The sequence below is a fragment of the Streptomyces showdoensis genome (assembly GCF_039535475.1).
GTDB lineage: Bacteria > Actinomycetota > Actinomycetes > Streptomycetales > Streptomycetaceae > Streptomyces > Streptomyces showdoensis.
This window is the reverse complement of sequence record NZ_BAAAXG010000002.1, coordinates 231960-247224: the sequence shown is the minus strand read 5'-3', so window position 1 is coordinate 247224 and position 15265 is coordinate 231960. Positions and strand designations below refer to the sequence as shown.

Genomic DNA, 15265 nt, shown 5'->3' with positions numbered 1-15265 from the left:
AACGCCATATCTTGGGCGCGTCGCGGCCGGGAGCGGTCCGCCCGGGACGGAGGCGTGGGGCGCCGGTTCCCGGTCCGTCCGGGACGCAGGCGTGGGGCGCCGGTTCCCGGTCCGTCCGAACGGCAGAACCGGTCGCCCGTCGGCGAGAACACCGTCACACCGGTCGTCCCGGACCCGCATCACGACAGGCCCCTCCCCCGGCGGGTCCCGCGGGGGCGACGATCGCCGTGTGCTGCGGTCGGGGGCACCGCCGCAGGCTCAGACCTCGGCCCCTTGTGCGGCGCCCGCGCCTGCTTCGTCGTAGTCGATCGTGCCGGAGGTCAGGTGCCCCGCGAGCCCGAGGAGCAGGAAGAGCCAGACCAGTACCTGCGCGGCGGTGCTCAGGCGCAGCGGGCGCGTCGCGGAATGCGCGGGCTGCGATGCGGCCTCGGGGGCGTCGCCCAGGAGTCCCTTGGGGTACACCGGCGTCAGCATCGTCGCGTAGGCCGTCAGTCGCATCCGGTACCGGACGACGGCCGCGGTGGCGCCGAAGACCGGCTCGGGCAGGCGGCCCAGGATGATGCCGATCAGCCAGAACACCCAGCTGATCGTGAACCAGCCGGCCTGCGCGAGGCTGCTGATGATCGCCGCCGGGATCATCAGGATCAGTCGGAACAGCACGGCCAGCCGGTTGAGCGGGGTGGCGCGCAATTCGATGCGCACCGGGTAGTCGGGGGCGTCGAAGGAGAACGGCGGGTAGCGGTCGACGAGCAGGGCCGCACTGGCCGAGACCCGGGTCTGGTAGGCGAGGACCGAGCCGAGGAAGGACGCGATCGAGTCGGGCAGGCGGCCCAGGACCAGGGCGCTGAACCAGGCCGCGATCGTGACGAAGAACGCGGCGAACGAGAGCACGGCGACGACGACGAACTGCGGCAGGAGCAGCAGCCAGCGCAGGAGTACCGTCCAGCGGCGCTGCTGCCCCGGCGGGGGCACGTCCAGAGCAGGCCGCCATTCGGTTCCTTCGGCGTCCGCCGGGGGCCGGGGCTCCCAAGCTGCTGTCATGACCGCCTCCGCCTCTCCCGCTCCCCGCTTCCCGCTCTCCCGGGTCACGTCGATGCTGCCGCAGCCGCCCGGCCGGCGCACCGCCACGGGGGCCACCGGGACTACGCGGGAGACCGCCCGAGGGCGGCGGACCCAGTTGTCGGCGTAGGCGAGGTCCTGTCGTAGGGACTCGTGGCCACCGAACCGAGAACGCAGCGTCGCGACTCGGACGATGCGCCGATGCGCCGATGCGGTCCAGACGCCCGGCCATCGCGCGCATTCCAGGTCGCCGCAGATCGGAAGTCGCCGGGGGCGGCGGTCCTCCAGCAGCAGGACCGCACCACCCACCACGTCGACGAGCGGCGTCGCGTTCCCGGCCGTTCCGGTCGCTCGATCGGGTGATTGCGGCCGTTGAACACTTGCCCGGACCCGAGCGCAGGAGAACGTTTCCCCGTCGGGCGGTCGGGTGCCCTGAGAGGGTGTGGTGCGGGGTGGATGTCGTACGGGAGTCGGCCGGGGCCGGACGGGTCGTGTTCTGGGAGGAGTCCGCACGGGACGGCGCGCAGGCCAAGACCCTCATGGGGGCGGGGTTCCGGGTGCGCCTGGCCCGCGAGACGGGGCGGATCTTCGGGCCCGACGGCCCACGGCACGTGGTGTTCGCCGCCGGTTTCCCCGCGGTGTGCGCCGAGGAGTTCGAGGCCGTACGCCGGGTCGCGGTGGAGGCCGAGGGCGCGGTGAGCGTGGCGGCGGTGTGCCGGGGCGTGGACCGCGACGTGGAACAGGCCGTCGCCTCGGTGCGCGGCAGCCGGCACGCGCGGGTGATGGTGGTGGTGCCCGCCTCGGACGCGATGGCGCGGGTCATGGTCCACCGCACCGCCGTCCACGCCCTCGAAGACGCTGTCGACCTGGTCAAGCGCGCCCGCGACCGGGACGATTCCGTCGCCGTCGACGTCTGTCTGGCGGACGCCTCCCGCGCCGACACCTCGCTGATGGCGCATCACGCCCAGGCCGTCACAGACGCCGGTGCCGGACTGGTCGTCCTGGCCGACACCGTGGGATCCCAGCTGCCGCACGCCTGCCACGACATGTTCACCCGCGTCCGGGCCGCATGCGGCTCCGAGGTCGTGTTCGCCTCCCACCTGCACAACGACCTCGGTCTCGGACTGGCCAACACCCTGCAGGCGCTGGCGGCCGGGGTCCGGGTGGTCTCCAGCTCCTGGCTCGGCATCGCGGAGCGGGCCGGCATGGTCGCCACGGAGCAGCTGGCCTTCCTCCTCGCACGCCACGGCGGGGAGCTGCTCGGAGCGGACGCGGCACTGTGGTGGACGCCCCCGTCGCTGACCCGGCTGCCAGGCATCGCGCGCATGGTGGCGGAGGAGACGGGCGCACCCCTGGGCGTCACCACTCCGATCGTCGGCACCGGCGTCGGCACCATCTCCACCGGCACGCCCTTCGTGCACCCCGAGTTGTTCCAGCCGTACGACCCGCGCGAGGTGCTGGGGATCGAACCGCACGTCGTCCTCACCCAGCTCGCCAGTGCGCGCGTCGTCACCGCCGTCGCCACCCGACTCGGCCACACCCTCGACGCGGACCAGACCCGCACCGCCATGAACTGGGCGAAGACCCGTGCCTATCGCACCGGCCGGTCCGTCACCGACGACACCGCGTTCGCCGGCTTTCTCGAAGGCCTCACCGGGACCTCTGCCGGGGGCACGCCGTGAACCCGTCCGAAGAGGCACCGTCCCGCGCACCGGCGACCCTGCCCCAGGCCCGCCGGGCCCTCCGCCGCGGCACGGCGGTGGTGCTCCCCAACCCCCCGCCCCTCACCCACGTCGTCACCGCGACCACCCCGATCGCCGTCAACGAGGCCAAGCGTCGGCCGTCCGGCCAGCCCGTCGCCCTGTGGGCCCACCACCGCGACACCCTCGACGCCCTCACCGGCCTGTGGGACCTCGCCTCCCGCCACCGCACGACGGTCCTGCGCCTCCTGGCCGAGGAACACCTCACCGTCCTTCTGCCGGTGCGTTCCCCCGGCACGCTCCCCTCCTGGCTGGAACCGGCGGTGAAGGACGGCTGGATGCTGCTGTTCGGTGCAACGCTGGGCAACCGCTGACCACCCTGATGGTCCACCTCCCACGACCCTAGCTTCGAGGACGGGTCGCACCCCCCACCCCTCGTAAGGCTACGACGCGCAGTTCTACTTCTCTCCTACCCGCCAGACCCCTTCTCCTCGCAGACCAACTCTTCTCCAATCCCCATGAGCATACTGCCTCTCTGCGAAATGGCTATGTACCCACGGCGCACGCTACGAATCAAGCCACACAGATGAAGAGATTCCCATCGTTTCTCGCCATGTTGCAATCCGCCACGGTAGCGAGGCACCGCACACACCCAAGCACACGATAGACGGACGGCCACAGAGGCCTATGGAATTCCCTCACCGACACTCCCGGGCCTGCGCACCCCCGGCACGCCCGAGTCACACGTAACGCCGCCCGACCCAACTAACACATCACTGGTCTCTTTTGTCCTACTTAATGACACATCCCTCCCATACTACCTCTCAGCAACCCAACCCCCTAACACCACACCTAATAATCTTCAACAAGCCCACGTCACTCCATTACCCCCTAACAACTACGACACACTCAAACACAACTCCAGACCCCCCATCTACTTCACAACGATAAGGCTCCTCTGACTCCTGTCTCCTGTCCACGTGCCTCCCTTCCCCACCCCCACTGCCTCTCCTCACCGCTCTTCCCATGCTCTACTCTATCCCTACTTCTCTTTTCTCCTCTCTCCGCCTCTCTTTCACACCCACGCTCCACTCCTCATCACCACCTATATCCCTAGCATCACACTTTCACTTGTTCGTTTGGTAGCGCTTTTCTTACGCGCGCCAGTGCAACGACCTGTTTGACATTAAATCATGCTCCTCAAGCGTCTCATGTGTCTCGCAGCTGTGTCTCCTCAGTGCTCACGCGCGCGTCACTGGCTTCCCTCCCGAGGTCACATCATCCCATACAGAGATTTATCTCCCTCTCTGCTCAGTCCAGCCTCAGCTGCTCCCCTTTCCTTCTTATCCCCTACGCCTCCTAATGTACTCTATTTGCGCGCTCGCTCAGCTCCCCCTCGAGTCTCCTCTCTTACGCCCTTTCTACTCCCTCTTGCTCAGCAGCGCAGCATCCTCTAGTATCCACCGCCCTTGGTCCCCTCAACTACCACCCTAATACCTGTGACGTATCTTCATCGCACAGTCGCAACCTTTATCTCCAGAGACGCGAACCCCGTCTCCTATCCCTCCATTGGCGCTCCACGACGCACTTCCAAAGCACGTCCCCATCATCGTTGTGCAAGCTCGAAGACCAGCCCATCCTATCTTCCGTACTTCCCCGACCGCCCATGCCATCGGGTTTGCGCTTGGTCACAACGCTTCATCACCTCAGCCACACCGAGGCGCTCGCTCGGCCACTTGGGCACGTCCATCGCACACCACACCTCATACGACGATTTCGTTAAGGGGGCAGGACTACGATGCATCGTCCCACACGCAGGTTTCAGAGAACGTAGCTGTTTAAAGATGGTTTCACGGCTCAGCGTGAGCAGCGCGTGGGGACCGCGGGTCTACGAACCTCCTGGCACGCTTAAATGCGGGTATCTTACTCCGGTGGTCTGTTGACTCTCCTTATCTCACTGGATTTACGCTTCGTACGACGAGGTACGTGGATTCTAGTAGCCCGAAGCTTCCACACACCTCGGTGTGTGTCCCAAGTCTCCCGTGCGACGCCACAACGGCCGGTTGCCACCTAAGAAGCTTCATCTCCACACGTCTGACGCAGCTACGACGACCATACTCCTGTGATCGTTGTTTGGTCGCTTGCTCTCCGGCAGGCCTGTGCAGTACGCATGTAGCGTCACTCGAACGAGGGATAAACTCTGCGGGTACTGTTGACGCACTACTGGTCTCAGGCCATATCACACAATGTTGATGCACGAGCTCTAAGCACTCCATGCAGGTTCAACTCAGCAAGTCATGTGACACAGGTTCACCCTTGCCCTACACGTGCTGCTGTTTCAGGTAACCGGGCGCTGGGAGCCTTGACCCTCGGTATGCGTACATCATGTACGCCTAGGGCGGGACGAGGGTCGGCCGTGATCAGGCGATATTCCAAAACCACGTTCACCGACCCCGCGACCGCCCACCCGGCATTCGATCTGGTCCTGCTTCTATTGACCTTCGCCCTCCCCACGGTCGTCGCGAGATGAAGCGCTTCGTCCGCGACACCAGCTGGGCCGTACGGGTGCCGCGCCGCCTCCAGGAGCTGCGCATCGACCTGGCGAAGGGCGGCGGACGCCCTGGAACAGGAACTGGGCGCCGCCCGACGCGGGCCGAGCTGGCCCGACGGCTGGACTCACGGAGGAGGACGTCGCCGAGGGCCAGCTCGCGACGCACGGCTATACCGCGCGCGTCCTGGACGTCACCCTCCCCAGCGTGACGACGACTCCACGCCCGGGAGCGGGGAACGGCACCTGGCGGTCTCGGAGCCTTCGTACGAACTGATCGACTCGCTGACGTCCCTGCGGCCGATGATCGCCGAGCTGGACGACCGCTGGACCGGCTCATCCTCGAACTCCGCTTCGGCGAGGAACTCACCCAGGGCGGAGATAGGCGAGCGGGTCGGGCTGTCCCAGAATGCACGTCTCCCGCCTGCTCACCCGGATCCTCGGCGAGCTCAGGCAGGGCCTCCTCCAGGACGGCGCCACGGCGGCCGAGACGGCCGGCTGACCTCCAGCCAGAACCACCTGCCCACGGCCTCCGGCTCCTTGTCCACGGTTCCCCAGTCCCCGGCAGCCGGTCGAGCACCATCAGACCGTGCCCGCCGGGCGTCCGGGAGACCGGGGGCACCTGGCTCTCGCGGATGTTCGGGCTCCCGTCGGCCACCTCCACCCGCAGCCGCCTCTGCCCGTGGCGCAGGACCAGGTTCCTCCGGCCACCGGCGTGCAGGCAGGCGTTGGTGACGACCTCCGACACAGGAGCAGGACGTCCTCGACCCGCTCCCCCGCCTCCTCGGTCTCCGGGTGGGGATCCAGCCCCATGTCGGCCAGCGCCTCGGGCGGTGAAGTCCCGGCAGCGGGCCACCACGCCGCGCGACTCCGTCGCCTGCAGTACGAGCCGGCGCACCTGACCCCGGTCGCCGTCCAATCGTCTCGGCATCGCCCCCGCCGCTTTCCCGGCCGCTCTCGGCGAGCGCCTCGCCCAGCGTCGCGTACACCCGGAAGACCGCCTGGGGCGCCGGTGATCTCGAAGAGCCTGTCCACCGTGCGGGCGCAGCCCCGCGAGCTCCAGTCTCCGTCCGGCCTCGGTCGCCCGCAGCCGCGCCCTTCAGCAGCGCGTGTCAGCCCGTACGAGTCGCAGAAGTCCAGGGCCGAGCAGTCGACGACGATCCGCCCCGCCCGACGCGCTCCGCCATGGCGTCCCTCAGCGGGGCCACCGTGTCATGGTCGAGTTCCCCGCCGACCCGTACGACGTCGGTGTCCGCGCCCGGCACCGACCGGACTCCACGGTGAACCGGCTTCGCGGGGGCCCTGCCCCCGCCCGTCACCAGTCCCTCTTCCCCGCCATCTGACCACCGCCTCTTTCCTACTGTTTACCCGCTTTGCAAGCTATATCGCGCACGAGTCGCGAGCCGGTCAACGGTTCGGGGCACGGAAGCCGGGTAGCGGCCGGGCATGACCAGCCGGAGCTCGGAGCATGCGACCCCACACACCCGCCACCATGAGCTGACGGGGCACACCGAGGCGGTGCGGGAGTGCCGTGACCTCACGCGACAGGCCATCGGCGCATGGTTCGGAGCGCCGGAGGGCGCCGGGGCGATCGCCGTCGAAGACGCCCTCCTGCTGGTGTCCGAGGTCGTCACCAACGCCCTCGCGCACGGCGGCACCCCGTACGAACTCCGTCTCGACCACAGCGCCGGGCGCCTCTGGGTCCAGGTCAGCGACACGAGCCCGGTACGGCCCCGCCCGCACGGGCCGCACCGGGCGGGCCGCGCCTCCGGACACGGGCTGTACCTGCTGGAACGCCTCTCGGAGGCCTGGGGCTGGGTGCCCCGGGGGGAGGGCAAGGCGGTCTGGTTCGAGGTGACCGTTCCGACGGCTGCGGCCCCGCGGCGCTGACGGCCGCCCAACGGCGGTTGCGCACGGCCGACCGGGGCAGCCGCACAGGTGGCGACGGCTTCGCCGCCGCATCGGCCGACCGGAAGGAGCGGACACCATGCCCCGTGGATCGAGTCCCAAGCGGGAACGGCAGTACGAGCACATCAAGGAGAGCGCGCTGGACCGGGGTGAGAGCCGGAAGCGTGCCGAGGAGATCGCCGCACGGACCGTGAACAAGGAACGGGCCCGGGCGGGCGAGTCGAAGACGGCGAGCAAGAGCTCGACGGACGACATGTCCTCCTCCCGGCGGGGCGGCCTGCGCTCGCACAGCGGCGCCCAGGGCCCGACGTACGACCAGCTCTACGCCGAGGCCCGGCGCCGCGGTCTGCACGGCCGCTCCTCGATGGACAAGGCGGAGCTCAAGCGCGCCCTGGGCCACTGAGCCCTCGGCCGTCGACGCGCCGCGCCCCCGGAATCCGGGGGCGCGGCGCACGAACGAGTCCGTCGGGTCTCGGTCTCGTCACCACCGGTACCAACGACCGCTGCCGCTCCGCATCAGGAAGCCCAGCAGCCACAGCACGAGCACGGCGATCGCGACGTACCAGAGCACCTCGACCGCGAATCCCGCGCCGAAGAGAATCAGAATCACCAGCAGAACGAGGAGCAGGGGAACCATGACGCCACCTCCGATGTGTCCGTGGCCCGCCGGGCCACGCTCCGTACGTGGCCTCCGGCTCTACGGCGGTTGCCCCTTCATCGCGCAATCATGCGCGCCGCGTGCCCGGGAGGATCCGCGGCGGTCCGGAGGATTGCCCCACCGAGGGCCGGGCAGGGGCCGGGAGACGCGGCGCCCCTGCACCCGCGCGAACAGGCGGAGGTGAACTCTCCATGCGAGTCGAACTGATGGAGCTGGCCCTGGTCTCCGACACGCTGGGGACGTTCACGGTGCCCCTCGACGGACCGGGTGCCGCCGTCCCGTACGAACTGCCGGAGGGCACGGTGGTCAGCATCGCGCTGACCTTCCGGATCGGGGCGGACACCGACGGTCTGGTCTTCGAGACCCTCAGGACCCGGGAGGGTGAGCCTCCGGTGACCCGGCGGACCGTTCTGGGCAGCTTCCGGGCCGGAGGCCCCTACGAGGTCCTGCTGCCTCCGGAGCGGCTGCCCGTGGGGCGCGCCCACTGCGGGACGTACCGGTTGACGGGATGCATGAGGGACGCCGCGGGGCGCGAACACGCCGAGGTGAAGCACCGGTTCACGGTGGTCCACCGGCGACCGGACGGCGCGGCCGAGATCCCCGCCGGGACACGGTCATCCGGCTGAGCCCGTTCCGGGGCCGGCATGCCGGGCGGCCGGAGCACGCGTGAGGGCGGTGATCCCGGGTAGCCGCAGGGAGCCGCACCCCGCGGTCACCACGGACCCGTCCGAGGAGGAGACCATGACCATGGTGCAGGAAACGATCAAGGTGGACGCCCCGCTGCGCGAGGTCTACGACCAGTGGACCCAGTTCGAGGAGTTCCCGGTCTTCATGGAAGGCGTCGAGGAGGTCCACCAGGTCGACGACCGCCTCTGCCACTGGCGCACCCGCTTCGCCGGCGTCACCCGGGAGTTCGACACCGAGATCGTCGACCAGCTCGCCGACGAGCGGATCTCCTGGCGCACGGTCGACGGCGACGTCCGACAGAAGGGTGTCGTCACCTTCCAGCGCGTCGACGACTCCCACACCCGCGTGAGCCTGGCGATGGAGATCGAACCGCAGGGCGTCGTCGAGAAGGCCGGCACCGCCCTCGGCATCGTCGAGAGCCGGGTCCAGGGCGATCTGGAGCGCTTCAAGCACTTCATCGAGGAGCGCGACGCCGCCACCGGCGCCTGGCGCGGCCGGCTGCGTCCCGCGGAGGCCCCGAGCGCCCGGGCGAGCGAGCTGAGGGCGGGCCCGGGCACGGACGGCGCGCCGGTCGGCGAGACCCCCGCTCCGCCCGGGCGGCCCGGTCCGTACCCCGGCCCGCTGCCCGACGACCCGCACATGTGACCCCTCTGTGCCGCCTCCCCCGGCCGACGGCGGACGTCCCGCTCTCCGCCCTCCCGGGGGGCCGGGAGCGGGACCTCCGCCCTCCCAGGGGGCCGGGAGCGGGACCTCCGCCCTCCCAGGGGGCCGGGAGCGGGACGCCGCGCCGCTTCGCGAGTCGGCCGCCGCTTCAGGAGTCGTCGGGGATGTGGATGTCCAGGACGCAGATGTCGTCGCGGTTTCCCGGCCGGAGCGCGGCCAGGGTCCGGGCCAGCGTGTCGCCCCCGCCCTCCCGCAGGAGCCGCACCACGGTCCCGGCCAGGCGTTCCAGGCCCACCAGGATGTCCTCGCCGGGCACCTCCACGAGCCCGTCCGTGTAGAAGAGCAGGTGGTCCCCGGGCAGCAGGTCGAGCGTCGCCTGCCCGTACTGGGAGTCGAACGTGGCACCGAGCAGGCAGCCCTCGGGCTGCGACAGGAACTCCGCCGCGCCGTCGCGGACCAGCAGCGGCGGCAGGTGCCCGGCACGCACCCAGGTCAGGCGTCGGTCCCAGGGCTGGTAGCGCCCCATGACCATGGTGGCGGTGGCGCCGTCCGGTTCCGCCGCCGTGTGGAGGAGCAGTCGGTTGAGCCTGCCGAGGACGACGGGCAGCGCGGAACCCGTGACGGTCATGCCCTTCGTGTAGAACCGCAGCTGGGCCATCGTGCCGACCGCGGGCAGCCCGTGGCCGGCGACGTCTCCGACGACGAACAGCGCGCTCTCGTCGGGGAGTTCGATGGCGGAGTACCAGTCACCCCCGACGTTCAGCCCGCTGTCGGCCGCGACGTAGGCGACGTCGACGCACAGACCCGCGAGTTCGAGCGACTGCTCGGGGACCGGCAGCAGCGTGTCCTGGAGCCGGGCGCCCACCGCCCGTTCGGCCTTCAGCATGCCGCGCTGGACGAGGTTGGCGCGTTCGCTCTCGACCAGGGCGAGTTCGGCGTCGCGCAGGGCGGTGAGGTCCTGGAAGAAGCCGTGCACCTCGACCGGGGCGCCGTCCGCGTCGGCGTGGGCCTCCGCGACGATCCGCAGGTGGCGCACCCCGCTCGCGGTGGGGATGCGGAACGGCTCGTCGACGGCCGGGCCGCCGGCGAGGAGCCGCCGGACGGCCGCGCCCACCCTCGGCGCGTCGGCGGCCGCCAGGTGCCCGGGCAGGTCCTCCATCCGTATCGGGCCGCGTTCGGGCGCGCGGTCGAAGACGGTGTAGACCTGGTCGGACCAGGTGACCTCGTCCGTGGTCAGGTCCCAGCCCACCCAGCCCAGGTTGCCCAGCCGCTGCAACTCGGCGAGCCGGCGCGTCTCGTGCTCGCCGCCGTCGTGGCGGATCCAGGAGACCACCAGGCGGTCTTCCAGCGGGGACACCCGCACCGAGTACACCGACCGTTCCGGGACTCCCGCGGTCACCTCTTCGTGGGTGAAGGGCTCGCTCTCGTACGCCGTCCCGGTACTCAGCGTGTCCCGGTAGGCGTCCCACAGGGCCGTTCCCGCCACGGTGGGGTACGTCTCCAGGACGCGCCGCCCGACCAGCTCGCGGCCGCGTCGGCCGGCCACGTCGACGGACTCCGGCGCCGCCGCGTCGATGCGGTAGTCCTCCACCTCGCCCGCCGCCGACCGCAGGGGGGTGAGCAGGACCGCCGGCCCCGGCAGGGTGTCGAGGACCCTCTGGACCGCCTCGGCGTCCTCCTGGGGCCCGCCGGGGCGGTCGGCGTCCGGTCCCGCGCGGAGGCGGCCGCCGCAGAGTCTGACGGACCGCCGCAGCAGGGCTCGGGTGGCGGGGTCGAAGGGTCCCGCCCGGGAGCGGAAGAACCCCACGACGACCGGCGCCGCCGGCCCGGGTACGGGGAGCCACGCGCGCGTGGGCCAACGCTCGGGCGGGTCCCCGATCAGGAGGTGGTCGTCCGCCTTCAGGTCCTCGAGCCAGACGCCCTCGCGGGTGGCGGTCGCCTCCAGTGCCGCGACGCCGCCGAGCGGCGGGATGTGGCTCCACTGGGCGGCCAGGGTCGCCTCGATGCCGGCGTGCCCGGCCAGTTCGAGGCTTCCGTTGGCCGCGGACCGGTAGATCATGACGGCATCCACGTCCTCCGCATCACCCAGCACGGCCCGCAGCAGTTCCGCGACGTCGTCCGCGGTACGGGCGTCGGCGAGGCCGTCGGCGAGGCGTGCCAGGTGCACCCTCGGCCCCGCCTCCCGGACGTCCCCGCCGAGGTGGCGGCCCGTGCCGGACGGCGACGGGTACGGCGGCGGCCGCACCGCCGCCTCGGACGCCGCTTCCCGGCGTTCCGGCCGGGCCTCGCGCGAGCCCGCACGGCTCAGGGTGATCCAGCACTCCTCCAGGAGGGTCCTGCGCCGCCGCTCGGCACGGTCGGACAGGATCCGGTACGCGGCATCCGCCGATACGGCCGCCTCGGCCATCAGCACGCCCTTGGCCCGTTCCACGACGGCCGCCACCGAGGCCACGCCCTCCAGGTCGGCGATCTCGGCGCGCAGTCTCGTCACGACCTTGGCCAGGGCCAGCACCTCGGCGGTCGCGCCGTCGCCGGTCTCGGGACGTACGGAGTCGCCCTCCATACACATGAGCATGGCACGGCGGGGCGGGGCGGTGCCTCCTGTGGTCGGGGCGGGCGAGCCGGCGGGAGCGGGCACGGCCGTGAGCCGTGCCCGCTCCCGCCGGGCGGCGGTCACCGCTTCTTCTCGGCGATCCTCCGCATCCGCGCGGCGGCGTCCGCCGCCGACTCCTCGATCCGTCCCTCGGCCTTCTGCGCCTTGCCCTTCATCTCCAGGGTCCTGTCGTCGGTCATCGAGCCGATCTCTTCCTTCGTCTTGCCCTTGACCTGCTCGGCCTTGCCCTTCAGCTTTCCCATGGTGCTCGCCTCCCGGATGACGGGTACCGACCGGTGCGGATACCGACCGCTGTTGCGGCGCGTACCCCCTGAGCGGAAGGTCATGCTCCGGCCCGCCGGCCCGACGCCCGACGCCCCGGCGTCAGCGCCCCGGCGTCAGCGCACGGGCGGCCCGGAACCCCCGGACCTTGGCTCCGTGAGCGGCGGCCGACCTACCGTGGAGGAGGACCGGACGGTGCGGCGGTCCGGCGGGCGGAGGTGCCTGACATGACACGCGGGAACGGAAGGGTCCGGGCCACGCCGCACCGGCGGAGGACGGAGCGCCGTGTGCCCTGACCCGCGACCCCCGCACGGTGGTGCGGAGCGTCGGTCGCCTTTCCGGAGGGCGGGCCGTGCGATCCGCCGCGTCCGCGCGGGCAACCGGTGGACACTGATCCGTGCCGTGGGCATCTGGGAGCGGTCCCTCGCGTTCGCCGCGCTGGGGTTCCTGACCCTGGTGCCGCTGCTGATCGTCGTGTCGGCGGCGAATCCGGCGAGCGGGCGCGGATTCGCCCAGTGGCTGGGCGACGGGCTCGGTGTCTCGGCGGCCGCTCAGGGCGACATAGAGCACCTGTTCGCTCGACCGGACCGGGCATGGCACGCCACCACGGCGTTCGGCCTCGCCGTGCTCGCGGTGTTCGGCGTCTCCTTCGCGACGGTCGTGCAGTCCGGCTACGAACGGATCTGGAGCCTCCCCCCGGACCACTGGTGGGCCCGATGGCGCCACGTGGTGTGGCTGGCCGCCCTCACCGGACTCCTCCTCCTGTCCGCGAACTCCCCCGTGTGGCGGGACTCCCCGGCCCGTGGCGCGGTCACCACCGTGGCGGGCACCCTGTTCTTCTGGTGGTCCCAGCGCATGCTGCTCGGCGGCCGGGTCGCCTGGGGCGACCTGCTGCCCGGAGCCGTGGCGACCATGGTGGGGCTGACCGGCCTCAGGTGGTTCTCCCGGCTCGTCTTCTCCCCGTTGATCGCCTCGGGCACGGTCGCCTACGGAGCGTTCGGGACCGTCCTCGTGATCCAGTCCTGGCTGGTGGGCGTGGGCGTCGTCGTGTTCGGCGGCGCTCTGGCCGGCCCCTTGCTCCACGACGACCTCGCCCGCGTCGCCCGCGCGCTGCGGCGGCACGCGTGACCTCCGGCTGCCTCCTCGCCCCGCGGACACGTGGACCGCGGGGGGGGTGCGTTCCGTCCCCGGCCCCGTCGCGCGGCTGCCGGCCTCCCCCACCGTCGACCGCGACGCGGCCCGGCGACACCGCGGACCACGCGTGGGATCCGGCGCCCGCCCGCCCGGCGGCTATACCTTCCGAGGGCAGGACAGCGCCATCACTCCGCCTTCGACCGTTAGGGCCCGCCACCGTGACCGGACGCACCCCCCAGACGACCGAGAGCCCGGCACCGGACGAGTCCCTGGGCGAGCCTCGATGGCCGATGGCGGCGGCCGTCGTCGCCGCCATGGTGCTGACCGTGCTGCTCCCCGACGACCTCCGACTGGCACCCCGATGGGTGCTCCCCGCCATCGAGGGGCTGCTCCTGCTCGCGCTCATCGCCGGCGATCCGGGGCGCATCGACCGGCGTACGGCCGCCCTGCGGAGCCTGTCGATCGCCCTGGTCGGCGTGCTGGCCCTCAGCGCCGTCTGGTCGACCGTGCGACTGGTCGACGACATCCTCCACGCCGGGAAGGAGACCAGCTCCGCCACCAGCCTGCTGCAGACCGGCGGCACGGTGTGGGCCGGCACGGTCCTCGCCTTCTCCCTGCTGTACTTCGAACTCGACAGCGGCGGACCCGCCTCCCGGCTCCACCGCATGCCCTCCGCCCCCGCGCTCGCCTTCCCCCAACAGCTCGACCCCCGGCTGAGCCGCGCCGACTGGCGGCCCCGCTACATCGACTACCTCTACCTCGCGCTCACCAACGCCACCGCCTTCAGCCCCACCGACGTCATGCCCCTGGCACCCTGGGCCAAGATCACCATGGGCGTCCAGTCCCTCGTCTCCCTGCTCATCCTCGGCCTCGTGGTCGCCCGTGCCGTCAACGTCCTCACCTGACGAGCCGCCGGGACGGACGCGCGTCCGGCCGGAGAGCGTCCTCGGCCGGCCGCACCGCACGCAGCCGGCCGGCCGGGCTCAGCGGCCGCCGGTCGTCGCGTGCGCGGGTTCCGGGGCGCGGGCGGGATCGGGCTGGTGCCCGGGTTCCGCGCCGTGGCTCTCCGGGGCGCCGAACCAGGCCACCGCCACGGCGCCCGCGACCGCCAGCACGAAGCCGAGGACGGCCAGCCAGGCGAAGCCGGGGCGGGAGGTGTCGCCGAGCCACCACACGCCGATCATCCCGGGCAGCACGGTCTCGCCGACCACGAGCGCGGCCGTCGCCCCGTTCACCGAGCCGATCTGCAGGGCGACGGTGTGCAGGTACATGCCGCCGACGCCGGCCACCAGGATCGCGTACAGCGCCGGGTCCGTCAGGAGCGCGGCCGGGTCGAAGGGGTCGATGCCGTTCAGGATCCGCACGCCGACCCCGAGCGCGCCGAAGCCGAGACCCGACAGGAGGCCGGCGAGGATCGCCGCCCGGGCGCCGAGCACCCGGACGAGCACGGTGCCGCCGGCCATCAGCAGCAGCGAGACCGCCAGCAGCCACCAGTGCGTCGCGATCGGGGTGTGCCCGCTGCCCTCCGGGCCGGCCGCGGTCGCGAGCAGCACCAGAGCCGAGCAGACCACGCCGATCGAGGTCCATTCCGCACGGGTCAGCCGGATGCCGAGCAGCTTCACGCTGAGCACCGCCGTGATCACCAGGTTGGCGCTGATCACGGTCTGCGAGAGGAACAGCGGGAGCATGCGGGCGGCGAGCGCGCCGAGCCCGAAGCCGACGAAGTCCAGGATCGTGCCGACGATGAACTCCCAGGTCATCGCGGCTTTCGCGGTCGACGACAGGCTGGGCCCGCCGTGCTGGGTGAGCTGCCCCGCCGCGGCCGCCTCGCGCCGGGCGGACTTGCGGGAGCCGACCGCCTGCAGCACGGATCCCGTGCCGTAACAGATCGAGGCGGCGACGGCGGTCAGCAGTCCTATGAGCACCGGTGGGCTCCTTTCATGCCGGGGGATCGGTCCGCCCGGTTCGTTCTCCGCTAGGCAGACGTCGGATCGGGCGTCCGCGTTGCCTCCGGCCCCCGACCGCCGCTCACG

Annotated in this window: 14 protein-coding genes; 9 read left to right on the top strand and 5 right to left on the bottom strand. The window is 71.4% G+C overall.

All coding sequences use genetic code 11. The features are described from left to right. Nucleotides 1-258: 258 nt before the first annotated feature. The gene (locus ABD981_RS01135) at nt 259-1041 is read right to left on the bottom strand and encodes a DUF4389 domain-containing protein (protein ID WP_046906090.1); all 783 of its coding nucleotides are present in this window, start codon (nt 1039-1041) and stop codon (nt 259-261) included. Here ABD981_RS01135 and ABD981_RS01130 point away from each other — a divergent pair. The 5 genes from ABD981_RS01130 (at nt 1040) to ABD981_RS01110 (ending at nt 7618) form a co-directional block, all read left to right on the top strand. Then, a complete protein-coding gene (locus ABD981_RS01130) occupies nt 1040-1189 on the top strand; it encodes a hypothetical protein (RefSeq protein ID WP_165590895.1) in 150 nt (49 codons plus the stop codon). The two genes, ABD981_RS01135 and ABD981_RS01130, sit on opposite strands and share 2 nt — an antisense overlap. Before the next feature lie 322 nt (nt 1190-1511). After that, nucleotides 1512-2741, top strand: coding sequence for a 2-isopropylmalate synthase (locus ABD981_RS01125; RefSeq protein ID WP_046906044.1), 1230 nt, complete (start codon nt 1512-1514; stop codon nt 2739-2741). After that, complete coding sequence (locus tag ABD981_RS01120; RefSeq protein ID WP_345527421.1) at nt 2738-3133, top strand: hypothetical protein; 396 nt, start codon at nt 2738-2740, stop codon at nt 3131-3133. Before ABD981_RS01125 ends, ABD981_RS01120 begins: the two co-directional genes overlap by 4 nt. A 3620-nt stretch (nt 3134-6753) precedes the next feature. After that, nucleotides 6754-7197: an ATP-binding protein gene (locus tag ABD981_RS01115; protein ID WP_046906039.1), complete on the top strand. Its 444-nt coding sequence runs from the start codon at nt 6754-6756 to the stop codon at nt 7195-7197. A 97-nt stretch (nt 7198-7294) separates the two neighbouring features. Next, nucleotides 7295-7618: a hypothetical protein gene (locus tag ABD981_RS01110; protein WP_046906038.1), complete on the top strand. Its 324-nt coding sequence runs from the start codon at nt 7295-7297 to the stop codon at nt 7616-7618. Nucleotides 7619-7696: 78 nt separating this feature from the next. On the opposite strand, the gene ABD981_RS01105 is transcribed toward ABD981_RS01110, so the two are convergent. Next, nucleotides 7697-7852, bottom strand: a complete 156-nt coding sequence (locus tag ABD981_RS01105; protein WP_046906037.1) for a hypothetical protein — start codon at nt 7850-7852, stop codon at nt 7697-7699. A 212-nt stretch (nt 7853-8064) separates the two neighbouring features. Between ABD981_RS01105 and ABD981_RS01100 the strand changes: the two genes are divergently transcribed. Both ABD981_RS01100 and ABD981_RS01095 read left to right on the top strand, forming a co-directional pair. Beyond that, nucleotides 8065-8499 carry a hypothetical protein gene (locus ABD981_RS01100; RefSeq protein WP_123954182.1) on the top strand — a complete coding sequence of 145 codons (435 nt, stop codon included), beginning with the start codon at nt 8065-8067 and terminating at the stop codon, nt 8497-8499. A gap of 115 nt (nt 8500-8614) precedes the next feature. Continuing rightward, nucleotides 8615-9205: an SRPBCC family protein gene (locus ABD981_RS01095; protein ID WP_046906088.1), complete on the top strand. Its 591-nt coding sequence runs from the start codon at nt 8615-8617 to the stop codon at nt 9203-9205. Between the two features lie 166 nt (nt 9206-9371). Here ABD981_RS01095 and ABD981_RS01090 read toward each other — a convergent pair whose 3' ends face one another. Beyond that, the gene (locus tag ABD981_RS01090; protein WP_046906087.1) at nt 9372-11786 is read right to left on the bottom strand and encodes a PP2C family protein-serine/threonine phosphatase; all 2415 of its coding nucleotides are present in this window, start codon (nt 11784-11786) and stop codon (nt 9372-9374) included. A 110-nt stretch (nt 11787-11896) separates the two neighbouring features. After that, entirely contained in the window at nt 11897-12079 is a 183-nt protein-coding gene (locus ABD981_RS01085; protein WP_046906036.1) for a CsbD family protein, read from the bottom strand. Nucleotides 12080-12500: 421 nt separating this feature from the next. On the opposite strand from ABD981_RS01085, the gene ABD981_RS01080 reads away from it, so the two are divergent. Together ABD981_RS01080 and ABD981_RS01075 are read left to right on the top strand one after the other, a co-directional pair. Further along, a complete protein-coding gene (locus ABD981_RS01080) occupies nt 12501-13226 on the top strand; it encodes a YhjD/YihY/BrkB family envelope integrity protein (protein WP_338058624.1) in 726 nt (241 codons plus the stop codon). A 224-nt stretch (nt 13227-13450) separates the two neighbouring features. Continuing rightward, entirely contained in the window at nt 13451-14137 is a 687-nt protein-coding gene (locus tag ABD981_RS01075) for a DUF1345 domain-containing protein (protein WP_123954180.1), read from the top strand. A gap of 78 nt (nt 14138-14215) precedes the next feature. Here the strand turns inward: ABD981_RS01075 and ABD981_RS01070 are convergent, their stop codons facing one another. After that, the gene (locus ABD981_RS01070) at nt 14216-15157 is read right to left on the bottom strand and encodes a DMT family protein (protein ID WP_046906034.1); all 942 of its coding nucleotides are present in this window, start codon (nt 15155-15157) and stop codon (nt 14216-14218) included. Nucleotides 15158-15265 lie beyond the last annotated feature (108 nt).